The organism is Brevibacillus parabrevis (assembly GCF_022701015.1).
GTDB lineage: Bacteria > Bacillota > Bacilli > Brevibacillales > Brevibacillaceae > Brevibacillus > Brevibacillus parabrevis.
Map to the genome: position 1 here is coordinate 1572501 of NZ_CP064090.1, position 26103 is coordinate 1598603.

The 26103-nt window shown below is 51.3% G+C and carries 26 protein-coding genes, 5 tRNA genes and 1 rRNA gene (1 of these 32 cut by a window edge); 25 read left to right on the top strand and 7 right to left on the bottom strand.

Annotated elements, in window-relative coordinates; translation table 11 throughout:
* The 13 genes from IRJ17_RS07480 to IRJ17_RS07540 all read left to right on the top strand — a co-directional run.
* Nucleotides 1-487: ribosomal RNA gene (locus tag IRJ17_RS07480) — 23S ribosomal RNA — on the top strand; it begins 2420 nt to the left of the window's first position.
* Nucleotides 488-541: 54 nt separating this feature from the next.
* Nucleotides 542-618: transfer RNA gene (locus IRJ17_RS07485), tRNA-Asp, on the top strand.
* 38 nt (nucleotides 619-656) lie between these two features.
* Nucleotides 657-732: transfer RNA gene (locus tag IRJ17_RS07490), tRNA-Phe, on the top strand.
* A gap of 5 nt (nucleotides 733-737) precedes the next feature.
* A tRNA-Lys gene (locus tag IRJ17_RS07495) sits at nucleotides 738-813 on the top strand.
* Nucleotides 814-853: 40 nt separating this feature from the next.
* Nucleotides 854-929, top strand: a tRNA-Gly gene (locus IRJ17_RS07500).
* Between the two features lie 151 nt (nucleotides 930-1080).
* Entirely contained in the window at nucleotides 1081-2730 is a 1650-nt protein-coding gene (locus tag IRJ17_RS07505; protein ID WP_122963658.1) for a tetratricopeptide repeat protein, read from the top strand.
* Between the two features lie 58 nt (nucleotides 2731-2788).
* Complete coding sequence (trxB, locus tag IRJ17_RS07510; RefSeq protein WP_063230994.1) at nucleotides 2789-3748, top strand: thioredoxin-disulfide reductase; 960 nt, start codon at nucleotides 2789-2791, stop codon at nucleotides 3746-3748.
* A gap of 235 nt (nucleotides 3749-3983) precedes the next feature.
* The gene (rapZ, locus tag IRJ17_RS07515) at nucleotides 3984-4865 is read left to right on the top strand and encodes an RNase adapter RapZ (protein ID WP_122963660.1); all 882 of its coding nucleotides are present in this window, start codon (nucleotides 3984-3986) and stop codon (nucleotides 4863-4865) included.
* Nucleotides 4866-4949: 84 nt separating this feature from the next.
* Nucleotides 4950-5960, top strand: coding sequence for a gluconeogenesis factor YvcK family protein (locus IRJ17_RS07520; protein WP_122963661.1), 1011 nt, complete (start codon nucleotides 4950-4952; stop codon nucleotides 5958-5960).
* 9 nt (nucleotides 5961-5969) lie between these two features.
* A complete protein-coding gene (whiA, locus tag IRJ17_RS07525) occupies nucleotides 5970-6917 on the top strand; it encodes a DNA-binding protein WhiA (protein WP_122963662.1) in 948 nt (315 codons plus the stop codon).
* Between the two features lie 49 nt (nucleotides 6918-6966).
* Nucleotides 6967-7224: an HPr family phosphocarrier protein gene (locus IRJ17_RS07530; protein WP_173599431.1), complete on the top strand. Its 258-nt coding sequence runs from the start codon at nucleotides 6967-6969 to the stop codon at nucleotides 7222-7224.
* 123 nt (nucleotides 7225-7347) lie between these two features.
* Nucleotides 7348-7542, top strand: coding sequence for a hypothetical protein (locus IRJ17_RS07535; protein ID WP_063230989.1), 195 nt, complete (start codon nucleotides 7348-7350; stop codon nucleotides 7540-7542).
* 13 nt (nucleotides 7543-7555) lie between these two features.
* Nucleotides 7556-7735, top strand: coding sequence for an H-type small acid-soluble spore protein (locus IRJ17_RS07540; RefSeq protein ID WP_122963663.1), 180 nt, complete (start codon nucleotides 7556-7558; stop codon nucleotides 7733-7735).
* A gap of 59 nt (nucleotides 7736-7794) precedes the next feature.
* On the opposite strand, the gene clpP is transcribed toward IRJ17_RS07540, so the two are convergent.
* The gene (gene clpP, locus IRJ17_RS07545) at nucleotides 7795-8397 is read right to left on the bottom strand and encodes an ATP-dependent Clp endopeptidase proteolytic subunit ClpP (protein WP_063230987.1); all 603 of its coding nucleotides are present in this window, start codon (nucleotides 8395-8397) and stop codon (nucleotides 7795-7797) included.
* A gap of 131 nt (nucleotides 8398-8528) precedes the next feature.
* The gene (locus IRJ17_RS07550; RefSeq protein ID WP_063230986.1) at nucleotides 8529-8750 is read right to left on the bottom strand and encodes a hypothetical protein; all 222 of its coding nucleotides are present in this window, start codon (nucleotides 8748-8750) and stop codon (nucleotides 8529-8531) included.
* A gap of 221 nt (nucleotides 8751-8971) precedes the next feature.
* Between IRJ17_RS07550 and IRJ17_RS07555 the strand changes: the two genes are divergently transcribed.
* Both IRJ17_RS07555 and IRJ17_RS07560 read left to right on the top strand, forming a co-directional pair.
* Nucleotides 8972-9436, top strand: a complete 465-nt coding sequence (locus IRJ17_RS07555) for a copper amine oxidase N-terminal domain-containing protein (RefSeq protein ID WP_122963665.1) — start codon at nucleotides 8972-8974, stop codon at nucleotides 9434-9436.
* A 394-nt stretch (nucleotides 9437-9830) separates the two neighbouring features.
* On the top strand, nucleotides 9831-11048 hold the full coding sequence (locus IRJ17_RS07560; protein WP_173597714.1) for a branched-chain amino acid ABC transporter substrate-binding protein: 1218 nt from the start codon (nucleotides 9831-9833) through the stop codon (nucleotides 11046-11048).
* A gap of 244 nt (nucleotides 11049-11292) precedes the next feature.
* Here the strand turns inward: IRJ17_RS07560 and IRJ17_RS07565 are convergent, their stop codons facing one another.
* Together IRJ17_RS07565 and IRJ17_RS07570 are read right to left on the bottom strand one after the other, a co-directional pair.
* The gene (locus IRJ17_RS07565) at nucleotides 11293-11430 is read right to left on the bottom strand and encodes a DUF4023 domain-containing protein (protein ID WP_083955789.1); all 138 of its coding nucleotides are present in this window, start codon (nucleotides 11428-11430) and stop codon (nucleotides 11293-11295) included.
* 36 nt (nucleotides 11431-11466) lie between these two features.
* Complete coding sequence (locus IRJ17_RS07570) at nucleotides 11467-13341, bottom strand: PAS domain-containing sensor histidine kinase (protein ID WP_242774052.1); 1875 nt, start codon at nucleotides 13339-13341, stop codon at nucleotides 11467-11469.
* A gap of 212 nt (nucleotides 13342-13553) precedes the next feature.
* Between IRJ17_RS07570 and IRJ17_RS07575 the strand changes: the two genes are divergently transcribed.
* Nucleotides 13554-13706, top strand: coding sequence for a hypothetical protein (locus IRJ17_RS07575; protein ID WP_167470261.1), 153 nt, complete (start codon nucleotides 13554-13556; stop codon nucleotides 13704-13706).
* Nucleotides 13707-13835: 129 nt separating this feature from the next.
* Here IRJ17_RS07575 and IRJ17_RS07580 read toward each other — a convergent pair.
* Nucleotides 13836-13910, bottom strand: a tRNA-Arg gene (locus IRJ17_RS07580).
* A 224-nt stretch (nucleotides 13911-14134) separates the two neighbouring features.
* Here IRJ17_RS07580 and rpoN point away from each other — a divergent pair.
* The 9 genes from rpoN to eno all read left to right on the top strand — a co-directional run bounded on the left by rpoN (nucleotide 14135) and on the right by eno (nucleotide 24387).
* Nucleotides 14135-15508, top strand: coding sequence for an RNA polymerase factor sigma-54 (gene rpoN / locus IRJ17_RS07585; RefSeq protein ID WP_173597712.1), 1374 nt, complete (start codon nucleotides 14135-14137; stop codon nucleotides 15506-15508).
* Between the two features lie 6 nt (nucleotides 15509-15514).
* Complete coding sequence (locus tag IRJ17_RS07590; protein ID WP_173597711.1) at nucleotides 15515-15781, top strand: glutaredoxin family protein; 267 nt, start codon at nucleotides 15515-15517, stop codon at nucleotides 15779-15781.
* 177 nt (nucleotides 15782-15958) lie between these two features.
* Nucleotides 15959-16984 (top strand): sugar-binding transcriptional regulator, encoded by a 1026-nt coding sequence (locus IRJ17_RS07595; protein WP_122963672.1) that lies wholly within the window; start codon nucleotides 15959-15961, stop codon nucleotides 16982-16984.
* 20 nt (nucleotides 16985-17004) lie between these two features.
* Complete coding sequence (locus tag IRJ17_RS07600) at nucleotides 17005-18369, top strand: Na+/H+ antiporter NhaC family protein (RefSeq protein WP_242774054.1); 1365 nt, start codon at nucleotides 17005-17007, stop codon at nucleotides 18367-18369.
* 19 nt (nucleotides 18370-18388) lie between these two features.
* Entirely contained in the window at nucleotides 18389-19393 is a 1005-nt protein-coding gene (gap, locus tag IRJ17_RS07605; protein WP_063230979.1) for a type I glyceraldehyde-3-phosphate dehydrogenase, read from the top strand.
* 97 nt (nucleotides 19394-19490) lie between these two features.
* Nucleotides 19491-20675, top strand: coding sequence for a phosphoglycerate kinase (locus IRJ17_RS07610; RefSeq protein WP_242774056.1), 1185 nt, complete (start codon nucleotides 19491-19493; stop codon nucleotides 20673-20675).
* 21 nt (nucleotides 20676-20696) lie between these two features.
* Entirely contained in the window at nucleotides 20697-21455 is a 759-nt protein-coding gene (gene tpiA / locus IRJ17_RS07615) for a triose-phosphate isomerase (protein ID WP_242774059.1), read from the top strand.
* Between the two features lie 15 nt (nucleotides 21456-21470).
* Nucleotides 21471-23012, top strand: coding sequence for a 2,3-bisphosphoglycerate-independent phosphoglycerate mutase (gene gpmI / locus IRJ17_RS07620; protein WP_242774061.1), 1542 nt, complete (start codon nucleotides 21471-21473; stop codon nucleotides 23010-23012).
* An 88-nt stretch (nucleotides 23013-23100) separates the two neighbouring features.
* On the top strand, nucleotides 23101-24387 hold the full coding sequence (eno, locus tag IRJ17_RS07625) for a phosphopyruvate hydratase (RefSeq protein ID WP_063230975.1): 1287 nt from the start codon (nucleotides 23101-23103) through the stop codon (nucleotides 24385-24387).
* Between the two features lie 57 nt (nucleotides 24388-24444).
* Here the strand turns inward: eno and IRJ17_RS07630 are convergent, their stop codons facing one another.
* Both IRJ17_RS07630 and IRJ17_RS07635 read right to left on the bottom strand, forming a co-directional pair.
* A complete protein-coding gene (locus IRJ17_RS07630) occupies nucleotides 24445-25092 on the bottom strand; it encodes a hypothetical protein (protein ID WP_122963677.1) in 648 nt (215 codons plus the stop codon).
* Between the two features lie 170 nt (nucleotides 25093-25262).
* Nucleotides 25263-26090, bottom strand: coding sequence for an ABC transporter ATP-binding protein (locus tag IRJ17_RS07635; protein ID WP_173599428.1), 828 nt, complete (start codon nucleotides 26088-26090; stop codon nucleotides 25263-25265).
* Between the last annotated feature and the right edge of the window lie 13 nt (nucleotides 26091-26103).

Consider the following 26103-nt stretch of genomic DNA (forward strand, 5'->3'; position numbering starts at 1 on the left):
GGGCCATCGCTCAACGGATAAAAGCTACCCTGGGGATAACAGGCTTATCTCCCCCAAGAGTCCACATCGACGGGGAGGTTTGGCACCTCGATGTCGGCTCATCGCATCCTGGGGCTGAAGTAGGTCCCAAGGGTTGGGCTGTTCGCCCATTAAAGCGGTACGCGAGCTGGGTTCAGAACGTCGTGAGACAGTTCGGTCCCTATCTGTCGCGGGCGCAGGAAGTTTGAGGAGAGCTGTCCTTAGTACGAGAGGACCGGGATGGACGCACCGCTGGTGCACCAGTTGTCACGCCAGTGGCACAGCTGGGTAGCTATGTGCGGACGGGATAAGCGCTGAAAGCATCTAAGCGTGAAGCCCCCTCCAAGATGAGACTTCCCACAGCGCAAGCTGGTAAGACCCCTCATAGACGATGAGGTTGATAGGTTCGGTGTGGAAGCGCGGTAACGCGTGGAGCTGACGAATACTAATCGGTCGAGGACTTATCCACACATGCTTAGCAATCATGCGTATTCAGTTTTGAAGGAACAAAACCTTCCATAATGGAGCTGTGGTGAAGTTGGAGTTCACGCCGGTCTGTCACACCGGAGGTCGCGGGTTCGAGTCCCGTCAGCTCCGCCATTTCTTGTTTCTAGAGAAGAAATGGCGAAAAAGTATGTGGCTCGGTAGCTCAGTCGGTAGAGCAGAGGACTGAAAATCCTCGTGTCGGCGGTTCGATTCCGTCCCGAGCCACCATGTGAGAGCCATTAGCTCAGTTGGTAGAGCATCTGACTTTTAATCAGAGGGTCGAAGGTTCGAGTCCTTCATGGCTCACCAGTTTTTACAAAACATAGAAAAAGAAAACACGATAAACTATGCGGACGTAGCTCAATTGGTAGAGCGTCGCCTTGCCAAGGCGAAGGTCGCGGGTTCGAGACCCGTCGTCCGCTCCATTTCCGTTCGTAAACACCACTTGCTATGCGCCAGTGGTGTTTTCCTGCTTTTACCTGTGAAATGAACACTTTAAAAGACGAGTCAGCTTGTAGGCTGGCACCGCTTCTGGTACGATACTTGAAGTGCTGCTCCTACGATGTTGGAGGTTTTATGAAACATACCAAAAGTATTTTGAAAAAAACGACTGTCGTTGACTTCAAACAAGATGCCACTTTTTTTGTTGACCGTGGTATGCGCTTTTTGAATCGGTACGACTATGAGAAAGCACTGCGATCGTTTCGGCGGGCTGTTGAGATGGAACCAGCCAACGCTGAGTGCCACTGTCATTTGGCTAGTGCCCTTGCTGAGACGGGGCAGTTTGAAGCATCGAATGAAGTCCTCTATGAGGTTATAGAAAAATGGGACCCGTCCATGGTAGAAGTGTATTTCTACATGGCGAACAACTACGCCAATCTCGAAGATTACCAGATGGCTGAAGAAATGGCTGTGCGCTATTTGCAGGAAGCCGGCAACGGACATTATCGGGAGGAAGCGGAAGAACTGCTCGATTACATTTACTTCGAGCTGGACTTGCCGCCGCGACATTTTCTCCCGAGCGAAAATGAAGATGTGTACAGCAAACATGAGCGGGCACGTCGAAGCTTGGAAGAAGGTCGCTTCCTGGAGGCTTTGGACATTTTGAAAGAAATCGTGGAAGCCGACCCTGACTTTTTGCCAGCCTGGAACAATTTGTCCCTCGCCTATTATTACGTGGGCGACTTCCAGCAAGCGATGGAGACGATCGAGAAGACGCTGGAAAAAGAGCATGGCAATTTGCATGCCTTGTGCAATCTGGCTGTTTTGCTCTCCCATCACAACCATACTGTTGAGCTGCTGGCTTTGATGGACATGCTCAAAAAAGTCGTGCCGTTCCATCCGGAGAACACCTACAAGCTGGCGACGACCATGGGAGTCCTGGGACAGCATGACGAAGCTTTCTTCCACTATCAGCGAATGCTGCGCGCTGGCCGTCCGCACGAGGCTTGCACGTACCACTACGCGGCGATCTCGGCGTATTTGAGCGGACGAAAAGAGCAGGCACTGCGCTGGTGGCAAAAAGCAAAGCAGATGGACCCGGAATCCGGAATTGCTGACCAGTACATTCACATGGTAAAAAGCGAGCAAGAAGGGGAAACTATAAAGCCGATCCCTTATCAATACAATCCTCCGCAACGCGATGTTTCGTGGGAAAAAGCGCCTTTTACGGGAGTAGAGGATTTCAAAAACGATCCGATGATTCGTGCTTCGCTTTTGTGGGCTTTGCAGCATGGGCGGGACGAAGTCAAATTCGCCGTTTTGCAAACTTTGTCGTTGATCGGCGATGACGAGGCTGAACATGCCGTTCGCCAGTTTTACTACCAGACGGACAACCCTCAACTGCAAAAGCTGGCGTTGCTCGCTTTGGCTGACATGGGGGCGGCGATGCCTGAGGATGCGCCGGACTCGGCAAAGCACGCCAGCCACACGGGGATCGTACAAGGTGAGATGAGTGTGGAAGAGGGCATTCACCGCTACTTGATCGCAGAGGGCCAGCAGGAGGCAGGAGAGTGGTGCCTTCAGGTGTGGAACGTGCATCATGAATATATGCTCAGCCAAGTACAAGTGCGGAAAGCAGTTGCATGGATCGCTGCATTAGAATATGTATACGGAACTGTGGTAAACAGCAAGAAGTCGCAAGCGCACCTGGCTCAAAAGTACGGAGTTTCGGCTGCAACCGTCTCGAAGTGTGTCAAAGTATTGTCGACGCTTGATTTTAAATAGATTATTACTTTATAATAACTATAAATAAAGAAGCGTGTCAGACGAGGAGGCAACATATATGAGCGATCAAAAAGTTTATGATGTGATCATCGCCGGAGCCGGCCCTGCTGGTATGACGGCTGCTGTATACACTTCCCGCGCCAATATGAGCACTTTGATGCTGGAGAGAGGCATCCCGGGCGGTCAGATGGCCAACACCGAGGAAATCGAGAACTATCCAGGATTCAGCTCCATTCTCGGACCTGACCTGTCTACCAAAATGTTTGAACATGCGCAGTCATTCGGCGCTGAATACGCTTATGGCGAGATCAAGGAAATCCGCGATGAAGAGCCGTACAAACGCGTCATCGCAGGCGACAAGGAATACTTGGCGAAATCTGTGATCGTTGCTACCGGAGCAGAGCACCGTCTGCTCGGAGTGCCGGGAGAAAAAGAACTGTCCGGCCGCGGCGTTTCGTATTGCGCGGTATGTGACGGAGCTTTCTTCCGCAACAAAGAGCTGGTTGTAGTAGGCGGCGGAGACTCTGCGGTTGAGGAAGCCGTATTCTTGACCCGCTTTGCTTCCAAAGTAACGATCGTACACCGTCGTGATCAGTTCCGCGCCCAAAAAATCTTGCAAAAACGCGCTTTTGAAAACGAAAAGATCGAAGTGATCTGGGATTCCGCCGTCAAAGAAATTCGCGGTGAAGGAAAAGTTCAATCCGTTCTTTTGGAAAACACCAAAACAGGTGAGCAAAGCGAGTTTGCGACAGATGGCGTGTTCATCTACGTAGGTATGGACCCACTGACAGAAAGCGTCCGTTCGCTGGGCATCACCAATGACGCTGGCTACATTTTGACTGATGAAAAAATGTACACGAAAGTAAAAGGCGTGTTCGCAGCCGGCGACGTTCGTGAAAAAATGCTGCGTCAAGTCGTAACCGCGACCGGAGACGGTTCGATCGCTGCTCAATCCGCGCAACATTACGTGGAAGAGCTGAACGAAAAGATAAAGGAACAAAATGTCACAATCTCTTAACGTGCTTGTAACATGGGTGAAATAATTCAAGGGTAAGATAAAGACAATGAATTGACCCCCTTATCTATATAAACATTGTTGCGTGGCTGAGAATGCAGTCGCGCATCTTTTTTTGTCCAAAAACAGCTTGTACGCTTTGGAAAAACAGATGGGAAAAGTGGGGAAGCGCCCAAAAAGGTGCGAATAGGGCAGTGATTATGGTATGCTATTGTCAGAATCGTAGGAGGCGAGTTGCGTGACGGAATTGGGAAACGACAAGGCCATTAATCTCCTGATCATTACCGGAATGTCAGGTGCGGGAAAAACAGTTGCTGTACAAAGCTTGGAGGATTTGGGTTATTTTTGCGTCGACAACCTGCCCCCTGTACTGATTCCCAAATTTGCCGAGTTGGTCAAACAGTCTGGCGGGAGTATTGAGCGTGTCGCTTTGGTTATCGATTTGCGGGGACGGGAGTTTTTCGAAAGTCTGTCCGTAACGATCGAGAGTCTGGAGCAGATGGAGGGATTGTCGTACCACATCCTCTATCTCGATGCGAACGATCAAACGCTGGTTTCCCGTTACAAGGAAACCCGTCGCAGACATCCGCTTTCACCGAACGGTTCCCCTCTGGAAGGAATACATGCTGAGCGCCGCTTGTTGCAGGAAATGAAGGGCTGGGCGCATCAGATTATCGATACGAGTCAAATGAAGCCGGCACAGCTTCGTGAAAAAATCATCAACCAATACGCACAACAAGGATCACCCCTTACGATCAATGTATTGTCGTTTGGCTTTAAATACGGTACGCCGATTGACGCGGACTTGATGTTTGATGTCCGGTTTTTGCCAAACCCTCACTACGTGGACGAATTGCGGCCCAAGACCGGATGTGATCCAGAAGTGGCTGATTACGTGATGAAACACAAGGAAACAAAAGAGTTCATCGAGAAGCTGACGGACTTTTTGGCGTATACGTTGCCGCATTACCAGCGGGAAGGGAAAAGCCAGTTGGTGATCGGCATCGGATGCACGGGAGGAAAACACCGTTCAGTCGCCATCGCCGAGCATTTGGGGGAGACGTTCGGAAAAGATTTTACCATCCGTGTCAGTCATCGAGACATGGAAAAGAACAAGTGAGCATAGGATGGCAGGAAGAAAAAGCAAGACGATGCACATGAGATAGCCACCTGTTTATTTGTATCAGAAATAATGAGGTGACATATGCCTACTAAGGGAATGGGGAGGCTACAGTCAAGGCCATTACGAATTGTCGTCATTGGCGGAGGAACGGGTCTGTCCGTCCTTTTGCGCGGTCTGAAGCATGAGCCGGTGCATATCACAGCGATCGTAACCGTAGCAGACGATGGGGGAAGCTCGGGACGTCTGCGCGAGGAAATGGATATGCTGCCACCGGGAGACATTCGCAATGTGTTGACTGCTTTGGCCGATACGGAGCCGTTGATGGAAAAAGTCATGCAGTACCGTTTTTCCTCAGGCACGGGATTAGCAGGGCATAATTTGGGAAATCTACTACTTGCGGCGATGAACGAAATCACGGGAGATTTTGTGACCGCAGTGAAAACGTTAAGCGGGGTTTTGGCAGTGCGAGGAGATGTACTGCCTGCATCTACGCAATCCATTCGTCTGAAAGCGGAGATGACGGATGGCTCCATCGTGGTGGGCGAATCCCAAATACCGCTGACGGGCAAGGAAATCAAACGGGTTTTCCTTGATCCTGTGGATGCTGTGCCGCTGAGCGAAGCTCTTTTGGCCATCGCCGAGGCGGATGCCATTTTGATTGGCCCGGGCAGCTTGTATACGAGCATACTGCCCAATTTGCTGGTGCGAGGCTTGTTTGCTGCGCTCAGACGCTCTACGGCCCCAAAGATTTACATTTGCAATGTAATGACACAGCCAGGAGAGACGGACGGTTTTTCCGCCTCCAAGCATGTGCAGGTTATGTACGAACATGTTAACGAATCATTTTTAGATACGATCATTGTCAACTCAGCAGAGCTGCCGAACCACGTATTGGAGAAATACGCGGAAAAAGGAGCTGCTCCCGTCCCGTGCGATCTGAAAAAGCTGCGTCAGCTCGGCTTGCATATTGTTGCAAAGCCGCTGGTCACATTCGAGGACGGTTACCTGCGTCATGATGCGCATGCAGTAAGCAAGCAAGTCGTTTCACTCGTCAAGCGCAGACGAAAGGTGCTGAAGATAGAGAAGGAGTAGTGAAGTTCGATGTCATTCGCCGCACATACCAAGAAAGAACTGACCATGATGGAGGGCGCCGATTGCTGCAACAAGGCCGAATTGTCTGCCTTGATCCGCATGAATGGGAGCTTGCAGTTCGGGGCAGGACGCCTGGTGCTGGATGTGACGACGGAAAACGCGGCGATTGCCAGAAGGATTTACACCTTGATCAAAAAGCTGTTTCAGACGCACTGTGAGCTGCTCGTCCGCAAAAAAATGCGTCTGAAAAAGAATAACGTCTACATCGTGCGTATACCCAACCAGGCCAATGAAATCTTGCAAAACCTGGCGATCATGGACAGCAGTCTCTCGTTCGTACCGGGGATCGCTCCTGAAATCGTGAAAAAGTCGTGTTGCCGGGCCGCCTACCTGCGTGGAGCTTTTCTGGCGGGCGGATCGGTCAATCACCCGGAAGCGTCCAGCTACCATCTGGAAATATTCACTTCCTACCAGGATTTCTGCGAAGCATTGACCAAGATCGCCAATCGGTATAAACTAAATGCCAAGTGCATCGAGCGGAAAAAAGGGTACGTCCTCTATATAAAAGAGGGCGAGAGAATTACCGAGTTTTTAAGTCTTATCGGTGCGCATCAGGCTCTCTTGTACTTCGAAGATGTCCGGATCGTCAAGGACATGCGAAACTCTGTAAACCGGCTGCATAATTGCGAGATTGCCAACATCAACAAAACGGTAAACGCTGCCACAAGACAAATGGAAAACATTCAGCTCATCGATCAGGAAATGGGGCTGGAGAATTTGCCCAGACGTCTGCGGGAAGTGGCGGAGCTTCGCGTGGCTCACCCCGATATCAATTTGAAAGAGTTGGGGGAAATGGTCCCGAGTGGAGTTGTCAGCAAATCGGGAATTAATCACCGCTTGCGAAAAATTAATGAAATCGCTGACAAAATACGAGAAAAACAAAATCTTTCGATGTAATTGCATGCTATACTAAAGGATAATAGTCTACAAGTAAGGAGGTCCATTCATGGTTCAACAGCAGGTTGTGGTTCAGTTGAAGACCGGTTTGCAGGCTCGTCCGGCTGCCTTTTTCGTGCAGGAGGCCAACCGCTTTGTATCGGAAGTATTCGTAGAAAAAGGCAACAAAAAAGTTAACGCGAAAAGCATCATGGGTATCATGAGCCTCGCGATCAGCTCCGGAACGGAGATTACCATTTTGGCGGAAGGGCCGGATGCCTCCCAGGCAGTATCGAGCCTCACGACGTTGGTAAGCAAGGAAGAGTAGAAAGATGGATGAAGACACTGTCCCGAAAGGGGAGTGTCTTTTTTTGTACAGATGCCCATGCATCAATTTCGTGAACGGAGGGTATTGCTAAACAATGTAGAGCGCAAAAAGGAGGAATGACTCATGAGCAATCGTGACACGTGTCAGGATAGCTGCAACGAAGGCCGGGATTCTTATGACATGGACATCGACCGGATGATCAATGAAGGGCTTGGCGGCGGAATCGTTTCTGATCAGAACGGTCTGATCGAAGAAACCAGCGTGGATACGATGACAGGGGCAAGCTCCGCGCAGCAAGCCTTAGAAAACGAGCGATAAGAGGGACGAAGCCATGGATCTGACAAGAGCGCAGGCAATCCTTTATTCTCCTGAGAAAATAAAGGTAGAATACCAGGGTGAATCGGTATGGATCGACTCTGTCGATGAGAAGACGTCCACAGCGCGTATTCATCAGGAAAGAAATCCGGGCAACAGCTTGACTGTGTATGTCAGCCAGTTGGAGGAATTGTGAAGTAGATGCAAAAAACACTCGGCCAGTCGTTGGCACGAGTGTTTTTGTGACGAAAGTCGTTACTTTTTCGCAGATGGCTCTGAAGTAATCACTTTGTCGATCAGTCCGTACTCTACTGCTTCCGCAGCGGAGAGGAAGTTGTCGCGATCCGTATCTTTTTGGATGCGCTCCAGTGGCTGTCCTGTCCGTTCAGCCAGGATGGTGTTCAAGTGGTCGCGCATTTTCAAAATGCGTTTTGCCGCGATTTCGATATCGCTTGCTTGACCTTGTGCACCGCCCAGAGGCTGGTGAATCATGACTTCACTGTTCGGCAGGGCATAGCGCTTGCCTTTTGTTCCGGCAGCCAACAGGAAAGCTCCCATGGAAGCAGCCATTCCGATACAAATGGTGGAAACGTCAGGTTTGATGAAGTGCATCGTATCGTAAATCGCCATGCCGGCAGTGATGGAACCGCCCGGGCTATTTATGTACAGATGAATGTCTTTCTCCGGATCTTCCGCCTGAAGGAACAACAGCTGGGCCACCACAATGTTGGCTACCGTGTCGTTGATGGGAGTTCCCAGAAAGATGATGCGGTCTTTGAGCAGGCGCGAATAAATATCGTAAGCACGTTCACCGCGGTTTGTCTGTTCAATGACGGTTGGAATCAAATTCATGTGCATCTAGTCTTCCTCCTCTCTTTGTAAGATTATCATACACAAAAGGTCAATGAAGGTCAAACACATAAGTGCACGCCCTCCCTACCATGGTTGCCAAATTGTCTCTCTCTAAACCTATGGCGGAACGAATGATTTCATTCTTCCTCTGTGTCCTCCGCTTCCGCCAGATCAACGGCAAGCTTGAGCGTCGCCTTCATTTTTTTCCCTTTGATGATCGTATACTCGTCTATTTGCAAGGCCGATAAGTGATTGATGGCTTCTGCCAGCTCCTGCTGATTTTTGTACGGCTGGATCGTCAACAGGCATTCTTCGTCACTGGCTTCCTGGTATATCAGAAAAAATCGCTCGCCTGCCATGAAGGCACCCTCCCATCTTTATAATTATCCACAGTTTTATCCACAGGTTGTGCACAAAAACATTTGTTCGCGGGATAGCATGCGTTGATTCCCATAGTTTTGGCATAATTGGCTAATCCTTTACATAGGAAAAGTATGGAACAAAAAAGGAGGAATATGAAGATTTGTGTCGAAAAACACAAAATTGGAATTCATTTCATAACAATCAAGGGGTGTTTATTATGCTTCGCAAGTTTTCCACATTGATGCTGACAGCTGCTTTGCTGACCGGAAGCGTAGCTGCAACAGCGGCTTTTGCTCAAACGGCACCTGCCAAACAACAAATCAAAATCACGGTTCAACTTAACGGCAAAGAGCTGCCATTTCCTCAGGACATCGTGACTGAGAACGGGGTAGCTTATGTCAATGCAAGCACTTTGGCAGTCGCACTGGGCGGTGCAGCTGCTTGGGATTCCACAACCAAATCGCTGCTGGTTTCCAAAGACAACAAGTACGGCCTGCGCATGTATGAAAACAACACGTTTGCATACAAAAACGGAAAAGAAACCCGTGTAGCAAACCCGCCGCGTCCCGTGACTGGTGGCGTATTGGTACCGCTGGTGTTCATCGCGGAAGAGCTTGGTGCAAAAGTGTCCTACGATGCAAAAACATGGACATACAAACTGACTACCGAGATCAACAAGTAACGCTTTGGATGATTCCTCCGTTGTGATTGCCCTGTGGCTTCTCGTATAATAGAGAAAAAGCAGGCGCAATCGAGAGGGGACTTACAAAAATGCAAGGAACCACGTTTGCCAGTGTAGCGTTGCTGGTTGGCTTTGTGGTAGTGGCTATATACGTTATGTGCAAAGCGTATTCCCAAAAATACAAAGAGTAACAAATATTTACCAAAAAAGAAGCCGCACCTTTCACGGGTGTGGCTATTTTATTTAATTTTCAGAAAATATATCATGCAGGAATATAAACTTCCACAATAAAACAACCAAAATATTATCATTTCTATTGCAAATTTTCTAAAATATCCTACAATAAAAGAGTGATTCATAGTTTGCACGTAAATAAAGAGGGGGATGTTTCGCTATGAAGAAACAAAAATCACTGTCGATCCTGGCTGCTACCGTAGCACTGGGGACATTGCTTGCAGGCTGCGGGGGCGGCCAGTCCAGCGCACCACAATCGAATGCAAACGGCGGCGGAAGCACCGGAGGCGGAGGGGCTGGGGAAAAACTGGTCATCGCTGTAGTCGGTCCGATGTCCGGTCAATATTCCGATTACGGAAGCACGGCCAAAGCAGGTGCTGAATATGCCCTGAAAGAAAAACAAGAGGCGTTCAAAGCACTCGGCTTTGAAGTACAGCTTTCCGCACAAGACGACCAGGCTGACCCGAAACAAGGGGTAGCGGTCGCACAAATGTTGATTTCCAATCCTGATGTAGTAGGGGTTGTAGGCCACGCAACAACGGGTGCCTCCATCACTGCTGCTGCTCAATACGATCAAGAGAAGCTCGTCATGGTATCGCCATCTGCGACAGGCTCTGACCTGACGGAGCAAGGCAAAAAGATCGTACACCGCATCTGTGCGCGTGACGACCAGCAAGGCTCCAAGGCAGCGATCTATGCGAAAAACCAACTGGGCGTAAAAACAGCGTTCGTCATGCACGACAAGGCTGCTTACGGTCAAGGGCTTGCTGAAGAAGTGAAAAAGCAATTTGAAAAAGACGGCGTGGAAATTGTCGGCTTTGAAGGGGTAACAGCTGGAGAGAAAGATTACAGTGCCGTCATCAACCAGATCGTATCCAAAAATCCGGAAATGATCTACTTCGGCGGTTACTACTCCGATGCGGGCATTATCGTGAAGCAAGCGCGCGAAAAAGGCTACAAAGGCATCTTCATGGGTGGAGACGGCTACGACTCTGCTGACCTGGTGAAAATCGCTGGTGCCGATAACGCGAACAACGTAGTGTTCACTTCTACTGTCGGCGATGTAGGGGCTACACCTGAAGGCAAGAAATGGATCGAAGACTTTGAAAAATCGACTGGCAACAAAGTGGGTATCTTCACATCCTTTGGCTATGACTCCATGGGTGTAATGCTCAGCGGTTTGGAAGAGGCGATCAAAGCGAACGGCGGCAAAAAGCCAACCCGTGAGCAAGTGCTGGAAGCTGTGCACAAAACAAAAGACTACAAAGGCAAATTCGTTAACGTAACGTTCAACGAAAAAGGCGACAACGAGTTCGCGTCCGTATATGTGTACAAATACGAGAACGGTCAAAAAGTATACATCGGGGAAGCGAAATAATCGCTCAGTATGATCAGGCCGTTTCGGACATACTACGTTTGGCACGAAGACCAGCTAACATGAGGAGGGATTCGCATGTCAAACAATCGCAATACGAAAAACGGCGGCAATCAGGGACACAGCAGCAAGACGCAGGGCACGCAAAAGCAAAAGTCCGAGCGAGATCGCAACCTGAATAAGCAAGACCCGCAATAAGCAAAAGCCCACCCAAGCGAGCGATAAGCTCCTGGGTGGGTTTTTGTGTTTACCAGATTCCTTGCTTGCTCGGCAGGCGTTTTTCTGGATGGCCGTAGCCTTGATGCTTGCGGCTTCTGAGGTTTTTGGCTTGTGATTCATGAATTTTGGCGACGAACTCACTCGTACTCATCTTGGTAAAATCCATCGGGCACCTCCATGCGGTTTGGCTTGACGCCTTTCTTTAGGATAGCCCTTTTTCAGCGGCGACAATCGGCAACGTGATTTTTACCGTAGTTCCTTCACCTGGCTTGCTGCTCACTTCCAGATGGCCGTCGTGGTCTTTGATGATTTTGCGGCTGATCATCAGCCCTAATCCGGTTCCATTGTCTTTGGTCGTGAAAAAAGGCTCGCCCAGCTTGGGAAGCAGCTCTTCCGGTATGCCGCAGCCATTGTCGGTAATCGTGATGACCACTTGGCCAGCGGCTTTTGCCGAAGTGGTCAGGGTGACATCTCCATGCCCGCTCATGGCCTCGATTGCATTTTTGATGACGTTGATAAACACTTGCTTGAGCTGGTTTTCTTCCCCGGAGATGAGGGGATCGCAGCCAAAAGCGGTGTGGAAGCGGATGTTCTTCAAGTTTGCTTCTGACGCCAGCAAGGTCAGCACATTTTTCAGCAAGAAGACCAGCGGGAGAGATTTGATCTTGACGTTGTGCGGCTTCGCGAGCACGAGCAACTCACTGACGATGAAATTGATTCGATCCAGCTCGGAAAGCATGATGTCTGCGTACATTTGATGATCAACCAGCGTCGGCTTCAACAGCTGAATAAAGCCGCGCAGCGAAGTGAGCGGATTGCGGATTTCGTGAGCGATGCCCGCTGCCAGCTCGCCGATGACAGAGAGTTTCTCGGCATTGCGCAGCAGCATCTCGTTGTTTCTCCGCTCGGTAATATCGCGGGAAACGATAATGAAGCCGTCGCATTCGCCGTTGTCGGCCAGGATCGGGGTTCCTTTTGCCTCCAGCACGAGCCAGTGGCCGCTCACCGTGCGATAGCGAAATTCACACGTTCGCGGCTCCAGCGTTTCCATTAAATCTTGAAATTGCAGGTCGACGCGCTCCAGATCATCCGGGTGAATGTTTTTGAAGGACAGCTTGCCGGCATGCCTCATCGTTCCCGTGACTCGCTCGTATGAGGGAGAGAGCTGGACGATGTCTCCGTGCTTGTCGGTAATCAAAATCAAATCGTCCGTATGCTCCGCGATAAGTTGGCTTTCTTTTCTGATTTTGGACAAGGCGGCTTCAGATACTTTGCGCTCCATGACATTGCGGGAGACAAACATGACGTTTTTCACCGTGCCATCCTCGGAAGCAACGGGAATCCCGCGTGTCTCAAAAGAAATCCATGTTCCATTTTTGTGCCGGGAGCGAAATTCCAGGAAAACCGGCTGATTCTTTTCGAAAATTTCTTGCTTCTTGGTCAAAAGCAGGGGGAAATCGTCTGGATGTGTAATCTCCAGGCTGCCGGGGGAGACGAGTTCGGAAGGCAAATAGCCCAATTGCTGCTCGACAGAGGGGGAAACGTAGACACGCTTCAGCGACTCGTCGAAAATCGTGACGATATCTTGAGTATGGTCTATCAACAGTCGATACTTGGTTTCTGTTTGAAGCAACGCTTTTTCGACCCGTTTGCGCTCGGAAATGTCTCGCGTGAGGCACGAAGCGGCGATGATGCTTCCGTTTGCGTCGCGTATGGGGGCGGCGGACAACGTAACCTCCACCTGCGTGCCGTCTTTTCGCCTGCGGATCGTTTCGTAGTTGGTCAAATGCACGCCCATGTTTCGGACGGCATCAAACAACTGTCTCGTCTCGCTGACAAGCTCGTCCGGGATAAAGCAGTACGGGGAGGCGTTGATTTCCGCAAGCGACCAGCCGTAATACTGTTCAAATGCCTGATTGACCAAAACGATCTGGTTGTTCATGTCACTGATCGAGATGGCGTCTGTCGTAAAGTGAAAAAATGCTTTCAAAATCTGATCCGGGAAGAAGAGTCTCGCCGCGTCGGGGTGGGAGCGCCTTTTTTTCCACTTGTATGTGGGCGTGAGCTTATCTGTCATAGCTATCCTGCCTTGGCATTCAATTATTTGGATTTGCAGATTCGTGTCAAGATAGTCATAGTATTCGAGCTATTGGGGTTATTTTCCTATCACCAAATTCAGAATAGAAAGGGACAATATGGAAAACGAAAAATTGGCAAACGGAGGACGGTTCAAACTGGACGAAAAAATAGGCTATAATGAAAGAAGGAAAACAGGCGGAGGTGTCTTGCATGAGTACGGGGTTTATTGTTGCGTTGGTGATTGTCTTTGTCCTCATCATCGGACTCACGATATTGATTACAAACAAAGCTTATGCCCGCAAACCGGAGCAGGTAGATCCGCTTCCGGGGAAAGAACTGGCGCAGAAAGAGCTGGATCAGTAGCGCAGAACGAATGAATGGTTTGCCTGTGAGCCTGCGATGGGGATGTGCTGTCGCAGACTTTCAGGTAAAAAGACAAGGTCAGACCAAGGAAAACAAAAAAGACTGGAACGAGTCCAGTCTTTTTTCATATGGTACGCCTGAAGGGAATCGAACCCCCGCACATGGTTCCGGAGACCATTGCTCTATCCACTGAGCTACAGGCGTATGATGTGAATGGGTGACACTAATCAATTATAAGGGATTACCACAGGAAAATGCAAACGAAAAACGAGATTTTGTGTGATTTTTTTTCATGAGTGTGAACAGAAGCGGAGCATTAATTTTTGCAGATCATCTTCAAAAATTGGCAGGAAAATTGCAAGAGAGAACGAATATAATGAAAATTAAAGAGACATCTCGCAAGAAGCAGTGGGAAGGGGGCGAACTTCATGAACATGGGACTGGGGTTGTATCAAGAACAGACGCTGAAATTAGTGATGACGCCGGAATTGCGTCAAGCCATTACCATATTGCAATACTCAGCTGTTGACCTGATTTCCTATTTGCAGGATCAGGCCAACGAAAATCCTGTATTCGACCTGGAAGTAGCGGGAGAAGTGGCCTCGGCGAAAGCCGAAAAGCCGGCGCCAGAGATTGACTGGAAGGAAATCGTTGGCAACCGCGCGACGGGTGAGTACTCTCCGGCAAAAAATGAAAGCACTTACAACCCGTTGGATTATGTTCAGCAAGGCAGCGAAAACTTGTATGAGCATCTGGAGCGGCAGCTTGGCTACGTGAAGGGCTTCTCCCCTTTGCAAAGGCAAATCGCACTGTTTTTGATCGGAAACCTGGACGAAAAAGGTTACCTGGAAATAACGCTGGAGGAAGCGAGCCGCAATCTCGGAGTAGAGATGCTGGAGATTGAGGATGTACTGTCGGTCTTGCAGCACTTTGACCCGGTAGGAGTAGCGGCGCGCAGTCTGGAGGAATGTTTGCTGTTGCAGCTGGAGCACCTGGCGCTCGATGACGAGAAGATCGTCATGGTCGTCCGCAACCACCTGCAAGACCTCGCAGACAACCGTTACCAGCGCATTGCCGACAAAGTGGGTTGCACGCCGCAGGAAGTGCAGACGATGGCGGATCTCGTTCGGACGCTGAATCCCAGACCGGGTGCTCAGTTCTCTCAATCCGAGACAAGATACGTCATCCCGGACGTGACCGTGGAAAAAGTCGGCAGCGAGTACGTGGTGCTAGTCAACGATGTGGCGGCTCCGCGCTTGAAAATCAACAGCTTTTATGAAAAAATGCTCAGTCAGCAAAAAAGCCAGGAAGAAGCGAAGCAGTTTATCCACGACAAGCTCAACGCCGCCATGTGGCTGGCGAAAAGTCTGGAACAGCGCCGTCTGACTCTTATGCGCGTAACGCAGGCGATCGTGGACATGCAACGCGACTTTTTTGACCGGGGCATCCATTATTTGAAGCCGATGACGCAAAAGGAAATCGCCGAGCGCGTCAGCTTGCATGAATCGACGATCAGCCGGGCAACCAGCAACAAATACGTGCAAACGCCGCGGGGAATTTTCGAGCTGAAATACTTTTTCACTTCGGCACTCACCACTTCCAGCGGGTCTGCAACGTCCTCCGAGAGCGTAAAACGCAGGATCAAGGCGCTGATTGAGCAGGAAGATCGCAAGGCGCCACTCTCCGACCAGAAGCTGGGGGAAATGCTGCTTGCAGAAGGAATCGAGATTTCTCGCCGCACGGTCGCCAAGTATCGGGAGGAAATGCTGATTCCATCCTCGGCCAAACGAAAGAGGTTTTAAAAGCCAATGAACAACAGGCAGCTTGAAATTGTCTTGTACGGACGAAAAAAATGCCATCTGTGCGAAGATGTGGAACTGATCATCCGCGCTTTGGCAGAGGAGTTTCCTTTACAGCTAAGCGTCGTGGATATTGAAAGCGATGAACAGTTGCACGAAGAGATGATGCTGGTGATTCCGGTAGTCGCGATTGATGGAGAGGTCGTATTTCGCTCGATCACTCATGTCGTGACCATGGAAGAGCTGCGAGCGGAATTTGCCAGGCGCCAGAATTGACTGAAAAAAGCTCCCTCTGTGCCAATATTTAGGTCAGGGGGAGCTTGCATGTTTGCCTGCGATATGCTACATTCAAGTTGTAGCAAGTGATCTTTTTTTTGTACGAATCGGGACAAAAAATGTATATACAGGGACAAAAAACGTCCCGATCAATTTTACAGCCAAGGATGTAAGCACATGCGACGTTTACTGGAACTGCAACAGAAGTTGCTGCCTGACCTGACCAGGGTCTTGCGTGAAAGGTACATGTTGCTCCGGTCGATCTATCACTTGCAGCCGATTGGGCGCAGAGGGCTTGCTCAGGCGATGAACACTACCGAGCGCATTTTGCGTTCCGAGGTAGAGCTGTTGAAAGAGACAGGGCTTCTGACGGTTACCGCTGCGGGAATGCAGTTGAGCGGCGAAGGACAGCAAGTGTTGGACGACATGGAGCCGCTTGTCGGCGAGCTGTTTGGCCTCCGGGACTTGGCAGAAGGGCTGCAAAAGAAGCTCGGCATCCCGGAAGTGATCGTGGTGCAGGGCGATGCAGACCAGTCTCCCTGGGTCAAAGCCGAGCTTGGACGCGTAGGCGCGAGAGTTTTGAAGCAAGCGATCCAAGAGGGCGATATTGTCGCTGTGACTGGCGGCACTTCGATTGCCAGCGTAGCCAATCACCTGACGCCTTCCGCTTCGTTCAAGCATGTACAGTTCGTACCTGCTCGCGGCGGGCTGGGCGAGAGAGTGGAGCTGCAAGCCAACACGCTCGCTGCCGCAATGGCTGCCAAGACAGGGGCTACTTATCGGCTGCTGCACGTGCCGGATCGGTTGCACCCGGAAGCGCTGCAAACATTGCTCAAAGAGCCTCAGGTGCAAGACGTTCTCGCGCTTTTGCAAAATACGCGGATCGTGCTGCACGGGATTGGCGACGCGATCGCCATGGCTCGTCGGCGCAATTACTCCGAAGAAGAGCTGGCTGATCTGGCAGAAGCGGGAGCGGTATCCGAAGCGTTTGGCTACTACTTTAATGAAGCAGGCGAAACGGTCCACCGGATGCCGACTATCGGACTTCAGTTGGAAGAAGTGCACAAGGCTGAAACCGTGCTTTCCATAGCAGGGGGCGAAAGCAAGGCAAAAGCGATTCTTTCCTTTGCCAAACAATCGTGTCAGAATGTACTCATTACAGATGAGGGAGCGGCAAGAGCACTCTTGTCCACACGATTGTAACGGGGAAGGAAGTTGATCGTATGTCTATGGCGCAAGTTACGCCGATCCTGGCGATGATTGCGGGAATCGTGCTCAGTTTGTCGCTCGGTTTGCCGATCGCATGGGGGATTGTTTTTGCGATCCTGGTCACACTGGTAAGTGTAAGAAAGCTGGGCTTTTCCATCAGGCAGCAATTCGGCTTTGGCTGGGAAGGTGTCAAGAAGACGAAGCCGGTTCTCATGATCCTGTTTTTGGTGGGCGTGCTGATTCCGCTTTTGATGATGGGAGGAACGATACCCGCGATCATTTATTACGGGTTGTCCATCGTCAACGTCGACTATTTGTTCGTTCTCTCCTTTTTGCTGACAGGAGCAGTCAGTTACCTGCTTGGAACGTCTGTCGGCACGCTTAGCACCATCGGACTTTCCTTGATGGGGATTGCCCACGCAGCAGGGATATCGCCAGCGATTACGGGCGGAGCCTTGATCTCGGGAGCGATGGTGGGGGAACGATTTTCACCGATATCCAGCAGCCGTCTGCTTGTCCTCTCCAGTGTAGGGATGACAGAAGCGCAAGATGGAAAAACGAGACGTCCTGCCATGCTTGCCACAGGCATATGCGCCGTTTTGTTTCTCGCTCTCGACCTGTTCCGGTCACAGGCAGGTTCAGGCGAAATGATTCAAATGTATCAGGAGCTTTTGACGAGCCACTTTTCGATTAACTGGCTGCTCATGCTGCCGCTGCTTGTCCTCATCGGGTCTTTTGCCCTGCGGATCAAGGCCGTAACGGCTCTTTTGCTCGGCATTGTCGTCAGTGCCGTGATGGTGCTCGTTCACGGGCAGCTTGATGTCAGCACGTTTTTTTCCGCCATGCTGAACGGCTACGAGCTGCACTCAGGTACAAGGCTGGATCAGCTTGTACACGGCGGGGGGATGGTTGCCATTTTGAACGTCCTGCTGCTGATTGTTTTGGCAGGGTTTTTGAACGGCATATTGAACCAGGCCCAAATTCTTGCTCCGATTGTCGATAAATGGATGGGCGAGACGAAAAATCCGACGCTGCTGGTAGCGAAAGCAACTGCTTTGTCGCTCCTGGTCATCATCATCAGCTGTAACCAGACCATTCCGATTCTGGTGCTGGGAACGACGCTTTTGGACCGATTCTCCCAATGGAGCAAAGGGCGCGAGTTGCTGGGGAAAACCATGCTCGATTCTACGGTAGTCATGCCTGTGCTGATTCCGTGGAACGGATTGTCGATGATGATGGCTCTGACGCTGGGAGTTCCCACCGTACAGACGTTGCCCTTTGTATTTTTCAGCATTTTGTTGCCGATTGTCACCATTCTCTCCACCCGATGGTTTCTTCCGGAAGGTGGGATGATAGCCATAAAGAATAAAGCTAGTTAACGATCAGGAGGTTTTTCTCATGGTAAAAGTAGGGATTAACGGATTTGGACGAATTGGTCGCAACGTATTCCGCGCAGCACTTGGCAATCCGAACGTGGAAATCGTCGCAGTAAACGATCTGACTGATGCGAAAACGCTCGCTCACCTGCTGAAATACGATTCCGTGCACGGCGTTCTGGATCTCTCCGTAGAAGCGGGAGAAAACACGCTGATCGTAGGCGGAAAAGAAATCAAGGTTCTCGCAGAGCGTGATCCTGCTCAACTGAAATGGGCAGACTACGGCGTGGAAATCGTCGTGGAGTCTACTGGCCGATTCACGAAGCGTGAAGACGCAGCGAAGCACCTGGAAGGCGGAGCGAAAAAAGTCATCATTTCCGCCCCTGCTACCAATGAAGACATCACGGTCGTTATGGGTGTAAACGAAGACAAATACGATGCTGCGAAGCACACCGTCATCTCCAATGCATCCTGCACAACGAACTGCCTGGCTCCGTTTGCCAAAGTGCTCAACGATAAATTCGGCATCGTTCGCGGCTTGATGACTACCGTTCACTCCTACACCAACGACCAACAAATTCTCGACCTGCCGCACAAAGACTTGCGTCGTGCCCGTGCCGCTGCGGAAAACATCATTCCTACCTCCACTGGAGCAGCGAAAGCAGTAGCGCTCGTACTGCCTGAGCTGAAAGGAAAGCTGAACGGCTTCGCTATGCGCGTGCCAACTCCAAACGTGTCGGTTGTCGACCTGGTCGTTGAGCTGAAAGCTGACGTAACGGTTGATGAAGTGAACAGCGCGCTGAAAGAAGCAGCTGAAGGCCCGATGAAAAACATTCTGGGCTACTCCGAAGACCCGCTTGTATCGTCCGACTACAACGGAAACCCGGCGTCCTCCACAATCGATGCTCTGTCCACTATGGTACTGGAAGGAAACATGGTAAAAGTAGTTTCCTGGTACGACAACGAGTGGGGTTATTCCAATCGTGTCGTAGACTTGTGTCATTTTGTTGCACAGCGCGGCTTCTAACACGTAAAATAGAACTGTTGTGAAAAAAGGGAGAGCAATCTCCCTTTTCCCATATGTTTTTTCCGAATAAAAAGCCATTGATTTGGGAGGATCGTTCATGAACAAGAAATCTATCCGCGATGTTGAGCTGGCAGGCAAGCGCGTATTTTGCCGTGTCGACTTTAATGTGCCGATGCAGGACGGGACCATCACAGATGATACTCGCATCCGTGCCGCTGTGCCAACCATCCGTTTCCTGATAGAAAAAGGAGCGAAAGTAATCCTGGCGAGCCATTTTGGCCGTCCAAAGGGGCAAGTAGTCGAAGAGATGCGCCTTACTCCTGTCGCGTCCCATTTGTCTGCGCTCCTGGACAAGGAAGTCCGTAAGCTTGACGATTCCACAGGGGCAGATGTCGAAGCGGTAGTAGGAAGCATGGAAAACGGCGACGTGATCTTGCTGGAAAACGTACGCTTCCATGCGGGAGAAGAAAAGAACGATCCAGAACTGGCAAAAAGCTTTGCGGCGCTGGCCGATCTGTTTGTCAATGACGCTTTTGGAGCCGCACACCGGGCACATGCTTCTACAGCAGGAATTGCCCAGTACATACCGGCTGTTGCGGGGCTTTTGATGGAAAAGGAAATTCGCTTCATGGGCGGAGCCTTGTCCAAGCCGGAGCGTCCATTTACGGCGATCGTCGGCGGAGCAAAGGTCAAAGATAAAATTGCTGTCATCGAAAATCTGCTGACCAAAGTGGATCACTTGATCATCGGCGGCGGCATGGCGAATACATTCCTCAAAGCACAGGGCTACGGCATCGGTGCTTCGCTGTGTGAGGATGACAAGCTCGATCTGGCGCGCAGCTTGATGGAGCAGGCAAAAGAGCGCGGCGTCCAGTTGCTGATGCCAGTCGACGTCGTTGTCGCAGACCGTTTTGCGGCAGATGCCGAGAAAAAGGTTGTGGCGATCGACGCGATTCCGGAAGGCTGGATGGCGCTCGACATCGGGCCAAAAACGGTGGAGCAATACCACAGTGTAATCGTAGAGTCCAAAACGGTTGTCTGGAACGGTCCTATGGGCGTATTTGAAATGGACGCTTTTGCAGCTGGCACGATTGGCGTAGCGAAAGCGATGGCTGCGTGCACAGGAACGACGATCATCGGCGGCGGCGATTCGGTAGCTGCGGTGGAAAAAGCAGGCGTAGCCGAGCAGATGACCCACATTTCTACAGGTGGCGGAGCGTCTCTGGAGTTTATGGAAGGCAAAGAACTGCCGGGCGTTGCTGTACTGGCAGATCACGAATAAGAGCGAAGCGGGGGAGTTTGCATGCGGACACCAATTATCGCGGGGAACTGGAAGATGTTCAAGACGATTGCCGAGGCGAAAGCTTTTGCAGCAGAAGCCAAAGCAGGGAACAACACTTCCGGCGTACAAAAAGTCATTTGCGCACCATTTACAGCTTTGGCTGCTTTGACAGAGGCATTGGCAGGAACGGATATTGCCGTTGGCGCGCAAAACATGCATTTTGCCGAGCAAGGGGCATACACAGGGGAAGTCAGCGCGTCCATGCTGAAAGAGATCGGCGTCGAATACGTGATTCTCGGCCATTCCGAGCGTCGTCAATACTTCAATGAAACAGATGAGACGGTGAATCAAAAAGTGGTCGCTGCGCTGGCAGCAGACCTGGTGCCGATTGTGTGTGTCGGAGAAAGCCTGGAGCAGCGGGAAGCAGGCGAGACAGCTAACGTCGTGCGCACGCAGACAGAAGGAGCTTTTGCCGGATTGACAGCCGAGCAGGTGGCAAAAGCGATTATTGCTTACGAACCGATCTGGGCGATTGGCACAGGCAAATCTTCTACGGCTGAAGACGCTAACGAGACGATTGCGATTATTCGCAGTGTCGTAGCAGAGCGATTCGGCCAAGCGATAGCGGAAGCCGTGCGGATTCAGTACGGCGGCAGCGTCAAGCCGGAGAACATCGCAAGCTATATGGCGCAGCCTGATATCGACGGCGCGCTGGTAGGCGGAGCGAGCCTGGCAGCAGACAGCTATTTGCAGCTTGTGGCAGGTGCACAGCAGCAATAGGAGGAGGAGAAACAAATGGCACAAAGACCGAAACCGGTAGCGCTGTTGATTTTGGATGGTTTTGCTTTGCGGAGCGAAACGTATGGCAATGCAGTAGCGCAAGCCAATAAACCGAACTTTGACCGCCTCTGGAACGAGTACCCTCATGCAACGCTTGAAGCGAGTGGACTGGCTGTCGGCTTGCCGGAAGGGCAGATGGGGAACTCCGAGGTAGGGCACCTGAACATCGGTGCGGGCCGCGTTGTTTATCAAGATTTGACTCGCATCACCAAGTCGATTCGGGAAGGCGCCTTTTTTGAAAACGAGACGTTGATTGCTGCCATCGAGCACGCGAAGCAAAACGGCAAGAAGCTGCATCTGTTCGGGCTTTTGTCTGACGGAGGCGTGCACAGCCATATCGAGCATTTGTACGCGATTTTGGAGCTGGCCAAAAAGCAAAGCTTTGACCGCGTTTATATTCACGGCTTCCTCGACGGGCGAGACGTATCCCCGGACAGTGCCGTCGGATACATTGCGCAGCTGCAAGCGAAGATTGCGGAAATCGGCGTTGGTCAGATCGCAACGGTGCAAGGTCGCTACTACGCGATGGACCGCGACAAGCGTTGGGAGCGGGTAGAGAAAGCTTACCGCGCCATGGTGTATGCGGATGCTCCTGCCTATCACGACCCGATTCAGGCGGTCAAGGAATCCTATGAAAAGTCGATCATGGACGAATTTGTCATGCCGACGGTTATCCTTGGCGCTGACGACAAGCCTGTAGCGACGATCGAGAACGGAGATTCCATCATCTTTTACAACTTCCGCCCGGATCGTGCCATCCAAATCTCGCAAGCTTTTACGAACGATGATTTCCGCGGCTTTGATCGCGGAGAGAACCACCCGCGCGATCTGCACTTCGTCTGCCTGACGCATTTTTCCGAGACGGTGAACGGGTATGTCGCTTACAAGCCTTCCAACTTGGACAACACGTTGGGCGAGGTGCTGGCACAGCAAGGCTTGAAGCAGCTGCGCATCGCGGAGACGGAAAAATATCCGCACGTGACCTTCTTTTTCAGCGGCGGCCGCGAGCAGGAGTTTCCAGGCGAGAAGCGCATCCTGATTCCTTCGCCGAAAGTGGCGACGTACGACCTCCAGCCGGAAATGAGTGCGCCTGAACTGACAGACGCGGTCGTGGCGGAGATTGAAGCCGATCATTTCGATGCGATCATTCTCAACTTCGCCAACTGCGACATGGTGGGTCACTCCGGTAAAATGGAGCCGACGATCAAAGCGGTGGAGACAGTCGACGCTTGCCTCGGTCGGGTCGTCGATGCGATTTTGGCCAAAGGCGGGGCGGCGATCATCACGGCAGACCACGGCAATGCGGATTTGATGCTGGATGCAGAAGGGCGTCCGATCACTTCGCACAGCACGTACCCTGTGCCAGTCATTGTGACCAAAGCAGGCGCTACGCTCAGAGAAGACGGAGTTTTGGCCGATCTGTCGCCAACCTTGCTCGACCTTTTGGGAGCAGAACAGCCTGTTGAAATGACAGGGAAATCGTTACTTGCAAAATAGGCGTCTCTAAGACACACTGATAGATGTCTGGATAGCCATACCAAATACTTGTGGGGCGACTCGCATTATAAAAGGAGATGGACGAGAAATGGCAATGATTACTGACATTTACGCACGCGAAATTATGGACTCCCGCGGCAACCCGACTGTGGAAGTGGAAGTGTACCTCGAAGATGGCTCCATGGGCCGCGCAGCAGTACCATCCGGAGCATCCACAGGTGCTTATGAAGCAGTTGAACTGCGTGACGGCGACAAGTCCCGTTACCTGGGCAAAGGCGTTCTGAAAGCAGTAGAAAACGTCAACGAAATCATTGCGCCTGAGCTGATCGGCATGGACGCTCTGGATCAAGTAGGCATCGATATGGCGATGATCCAGCTCGACGGTACAGACAACAAAGGCAAGCTGGGCGCAAATGCGATCCTCGGCGTCTCCATGGCAGTAGCTCGCGCAGCTGCTGACTCTTTGGGAGTGCCGCTTTACAACTACCTGGGCGGATTCAACGCAAGAACGCTGCCAGTTCCAATGATGAACATCCTGAACGGCGGAAAGCATGCGGACAACACTGTAGATATTCAGGAGTTCATGGTTATGCCAGTAGGTGCAGAGTCCTTCAAGGAAGCGCTGCGCATGGGGGCGGAAATTTTCCACTCCTTGAAAAAAGTGCTGCATGACAAAGGTCTGAGCACGGCAGTAGGCGATGAGGGCGGCTTCGCTCCAAACCTGAAATCCAACGAAGAAGCGATTACGACTATCCTGGATGCGATCAAGGCAGCTGGCTATGAGCCAGGCAAAGACGTGTTCCTCGCTCTGGACGTAGCAGCTACCGAAATGTTCAAAGACGGCAAATACCACTTCGAAGGCGAAGGCGTTGTGAAAACAACCGAAGAAATGATCGCGTTCTACGAAGATCTGGTAAGCAAATATCCAATCATCTCCATCGAAGACGGCCTGTCCGAAGACGACTGGGATGGCTGGAAAGCTCTGACTGACAAGCTGGGCAGCAAAGTGCAGCTCGTAGGTGACGACTTGTTCGTAACCAACACAGAGCGTCTGGCGCGCGGTATCGAAACATCTACAGGCAACTCCATTCTGGTAAAAGTAAACCAGATCGGTACGCTGACAGAGACGTTTGAAGCGATTGAAATGGCGAAGCTGGCAGGCTACACAGCTGTTATTTCCCACCGTTCCGGCGAAACCGAAGACTCCACCATCTCGGATATCGCAGTAGCTACCAATGCGGGACAAATCAAGACAGGTGCGCCTTCCCGTACTGACCGCGTAGCGAAGTACAACCAATTGCTGCGCATTGAGGATGAGCTGGCTGATACCGCTCGTTTTGGCGGACGCAAAGCTTTCTACAACCTGAAAAAATAACGAAATACAACGAAGCGATGCTTGTGCAGACGATGCGCAGGCATCGCTTCTTTTTGTTCAAGGAGCAGTCAGCCTGGGGCAGTTCGGAGGCAGGCGAAAGGGGGTACAGCTTAGCGGGAGCTTGCGGGGAGGAACGGGAATCGAATCGGACCGCGGAGTGCAGTGACGTCCCATCACCTGCAAAACGGCCTGGGCTTCGACCACCATTTCCAGGCAGGCAAAAGCATCGATTTCGATAAACCCCATCTGTGACAACAGTGCCGAATCAGCGCGACATTCAGCCGCTGCGATCCGGCAGGAGATGTTTTCCAGGTCCAAGGGGGGCGGCAGGCTGATCGCTGCCTGTTCTTCCAAAGCGAGCGGGACAGGAAGCTCAAAAAGCAAGTCGCCGTCTGCAAAAAAGAGAACAGAAACAGTTGCTTCGACGATAAAACGGGCAACAGCAATCGGCACACGCTGGCCGCCAACGATGTGAAAAGTCCGGTGCAAAGGGGCGTGGAGGTGGCAGCGGATAGGGGCACAAGTGCAAGGGTCGTCTGGGGGCAGGCAGCTCACGGAGATCGCCATGCCGCTTTGCAGACAGTTTTTCAACTGAGTGAAAAAAGGCTCAGGAACCGGCAGCCGCGAGCGGGAATAGCTGGTCGTTAGCACCCAATCGTATATTTTTGGCAGACGAACGCACTCTTCGCGCATCTGGTGTGGCATTTCGGCCCCCTCCTTTCTTTCCTTTCCCAAAGTCAATTCCAGTTAGCCCTTGCTATTGCATCTTATGAGCGAAGCAGGCAATGGGCATCAGTGGATGTTTTGCTTTTCGCATGAAAAAAAGACTGCTCCTGGATAACAGGCAGGGGCAGTCTTTTCAGAGTAACGGTCGCTTACGACATCACTGCTTCTTTTGCTTTCGCGGTGTTGCCACCGATGCGGCATTTGCTGTAAGGGATGCACATGGGAGTGCCGTACAACGGATCGAGTGTGATCTGGCAATCCATATCGAACACGGTGCGGACGAGATCGGTCGTCAAAATTTCTTCCGGCGCCCCTTCGGCCACAACCGTCTGATTGTGCACGGCGACAATATGGTGGGCGTAACGGCAAGCCAGATTCAAATCGTGAAGAACCATTACAATCGTCCGCTGCTCAGTCTCGTTCAGTTCATACAACAGATCGAGAATTTCAATCTGATGCGACATGTCGAGGTACGTTGTCGGTTCATCGAGCAAAATCGTATCGGTGCCTTGAGCCAGCGTCATGGCGATCCAGGCTCGTTGGCGCTGACCGCCGGAGAGGCTGTCTACGGATCGGCTGGCCATTTCCGTCAGTTGAGTTGCTTCCAGCGCTTTCTTCACCATTTGCTCATCTTCTTCCGACCATTGCTGAAGCCAGTTTTGATAAGGGTAACGCCCCTGCTTGACCAACTGGTGAATACTCAAGCCTTCCGGTGCCGAAGGTCCTTGCGGGAGAATAGCCAGGCGCTTTGCCACTTCTTTTGTAGAGCGTTTGGCGATGGATTCGCCCTCAAGCAGAATGGCTCCTTCTTTTGGCTTTAGCAGGCGAGCGAGGGAGCGCAGCAGTGTCGATTTGCCGCTGCCGTTGCTGCCGATGAAAACCGTAATTTTTCCACGCGGAATATTCAAGTCGAGCGCTTCGATGATGTTGCGTTCCCCGTAGGACAAGGTCAGTTTGCGGGTTTCCAAAGCTTGCATGAGGGCAAGACTC

Bases quoted from the DNA above. Each gene is read 5' to 3' on its own strand.
- IRJ17_RS07505 (WP_122963658.1), top strand. From the start codon at position 1,081: ATGAAACATACCAAAAGTATTTTGAAAAAAACGACTGTCGTTGACTTC.
- trxB (WP_063230994.1), top strand. From the start codon at position 2,789: ATGAGCGATCAAAAAGTTTATGATGTGATCATCGCCGGAGCCGGCCCT.
- IRJ17_RS07520 (WP_122963661.1), top strand. From the start codon at position 4,950: ATGCCTACTAAGGGAATGGGGAGGCTACAGTCAAGGCCATTACGAATT.
- whiA (WP_122963662.1), top strand. From the start codon at position 5,970: ATGTCATTCGCCGCACATACCAAGAAAGAACTGACCATGATGGAGGGC.
- IRJ17_RS07530 (WP_173599431.1), top strand. From the start codon at position 6,967: ATGGTTCAACAGCAGGTTGTGGTTCAGTTGAAGACCGGTTTGCAGGCT.
- IRJ17_RS07535 (WP_063230989.1), top strand. From the start codon at position 7,348: ATGAGCAATCGTGACACGTGTCAGGATAGCTGCAACGAAGGCCGGGAT.
- IRJ17_RS07540 (WP_122963663.1), top strand. From the start codon at position 7,556: ATGGATCTGACAAGAGCGCAGGCAATCCTTTATTCTCCTGAGAAAATA.
- clpP (WP_063230987.1), bottom strand. From the start codon at position 8,397: ATGCACATGAATTTGATTCCAACCGTCATTGAACAGACAAACCGCGGT.
- IRJ17_RS07550 (WP_063230986.1), bottom strand. From the start codon at position 8,750: ATGGCAGGCGAGCGATTTTTTCTGATATACCAGGAAGCCAGTGACGAA.
- IRJ17_RS07555 (WP_122963665.1), top strand. From the start codon at position 8,972: ATGCTTCGCAAGTTTTCCACATTGATGCTGACAGCTGCTTTGCTGACC.
- IRJ17_RS07560 (WP_173597714.1), top strand. From the start codon at position 9,831: ATGAAGAAACAAAAATCACTGTCGATCCTGGCTGCTACCGTAGCACTG.
- IRJ17_RS07565 (WP_083955789.1), bottom strand. From the start codon at position 11,430: ATGGATTTTACCAAGATGAGTACGAGTGAGTTCGTCGCCAAAATTCAT.
- IRJ17_RS07570 (WP_242774052.1), bottom strand. From the start codon at position 13,341: ATGACAGATAAGCTCACGCCCACATACAAGTGGAAAAAAAGGCGCTCC.
- IRJ17_RS07575 (WP_167470261.1), top strand. From the start codon at position 13,554: ATGAGTACGGGGTTTATTGTTGCGTTGGTGATTGTCTTTGTCCTCATC.
- rpoN (WP_173597712.1), top strand. From the start codon at position 14,135: ATGAACATGGGACTGGGGTTGTATCAAGAACAGACGCTGAAATTAGTG.
- IRJ17_RS07590 (WP_173597711.1), top strand. From the start codon at position 15,515: ATGAACAACAGGCAGCTTGAAATTGTCTTGTACGGACGAAAAAAATGC.
- IRJ17_RS07595 (WP_122963672.1), top strand. From the start codon at position 15,959: ATGCGACGTTTACTGGAACTGCAACAGAAGTTGCTGCCTGACCTGACC.
- IRJ17_RS07600 (WP_242774054.1), top strand. From the start codon at position 17,005: ATGTCTATGGCGCAAGTTACGCCGATCCTGGCGATGATTGCGGGAATC.
- gap (WP_063230979.1), top strand. From the start codon at position 18,389: ATGGTAAAAGTAGGGATTAACGGATTTGGACGAATTGGTCGCAACGTA.
- IRJ17_RS07610 (WP_242774056.1), top strand. From the start codon at position 19,491: ATGAACAAGAAATCTATCCGCGATGTTGAGCTGGCAGGCAAGCGCGTA.
- tpiA (WP_242774059.1), top strand. From the start codon at position 20,697: ATGCGGACACCAATTATCGCGGGGAACTGGAAGATGTTCAAGACGATT.
- gpmI (WP_242774061.1), top strand. From the start codon at position 21,471: ATGGCACAAAGACCGAAACCGGTAGCGCTGTTGATTTTGGATGGTTTT.
- eno (WP_063230975.1), top strand. From the start codon at position 23,101: ATGGCAATGATTACTGACATTTACGCACGCGAAATTATGGACTCCCGC.
- IRJ17_RS07630 (WP_122963677.1), bottom strand. From the start codon at position 25,092: ATGCCACACCAGATGCGCGAAGAGTGCGTTCGTCTGCCAAAAATATAC.
- IRJ17_RS07635 (WP_173599428.1), bottom strand. From the start codon at position 26,090: ATGCAAGCTTTGGAAACCCGCAAACTGACCTTGTCCTACGGGGAACGC.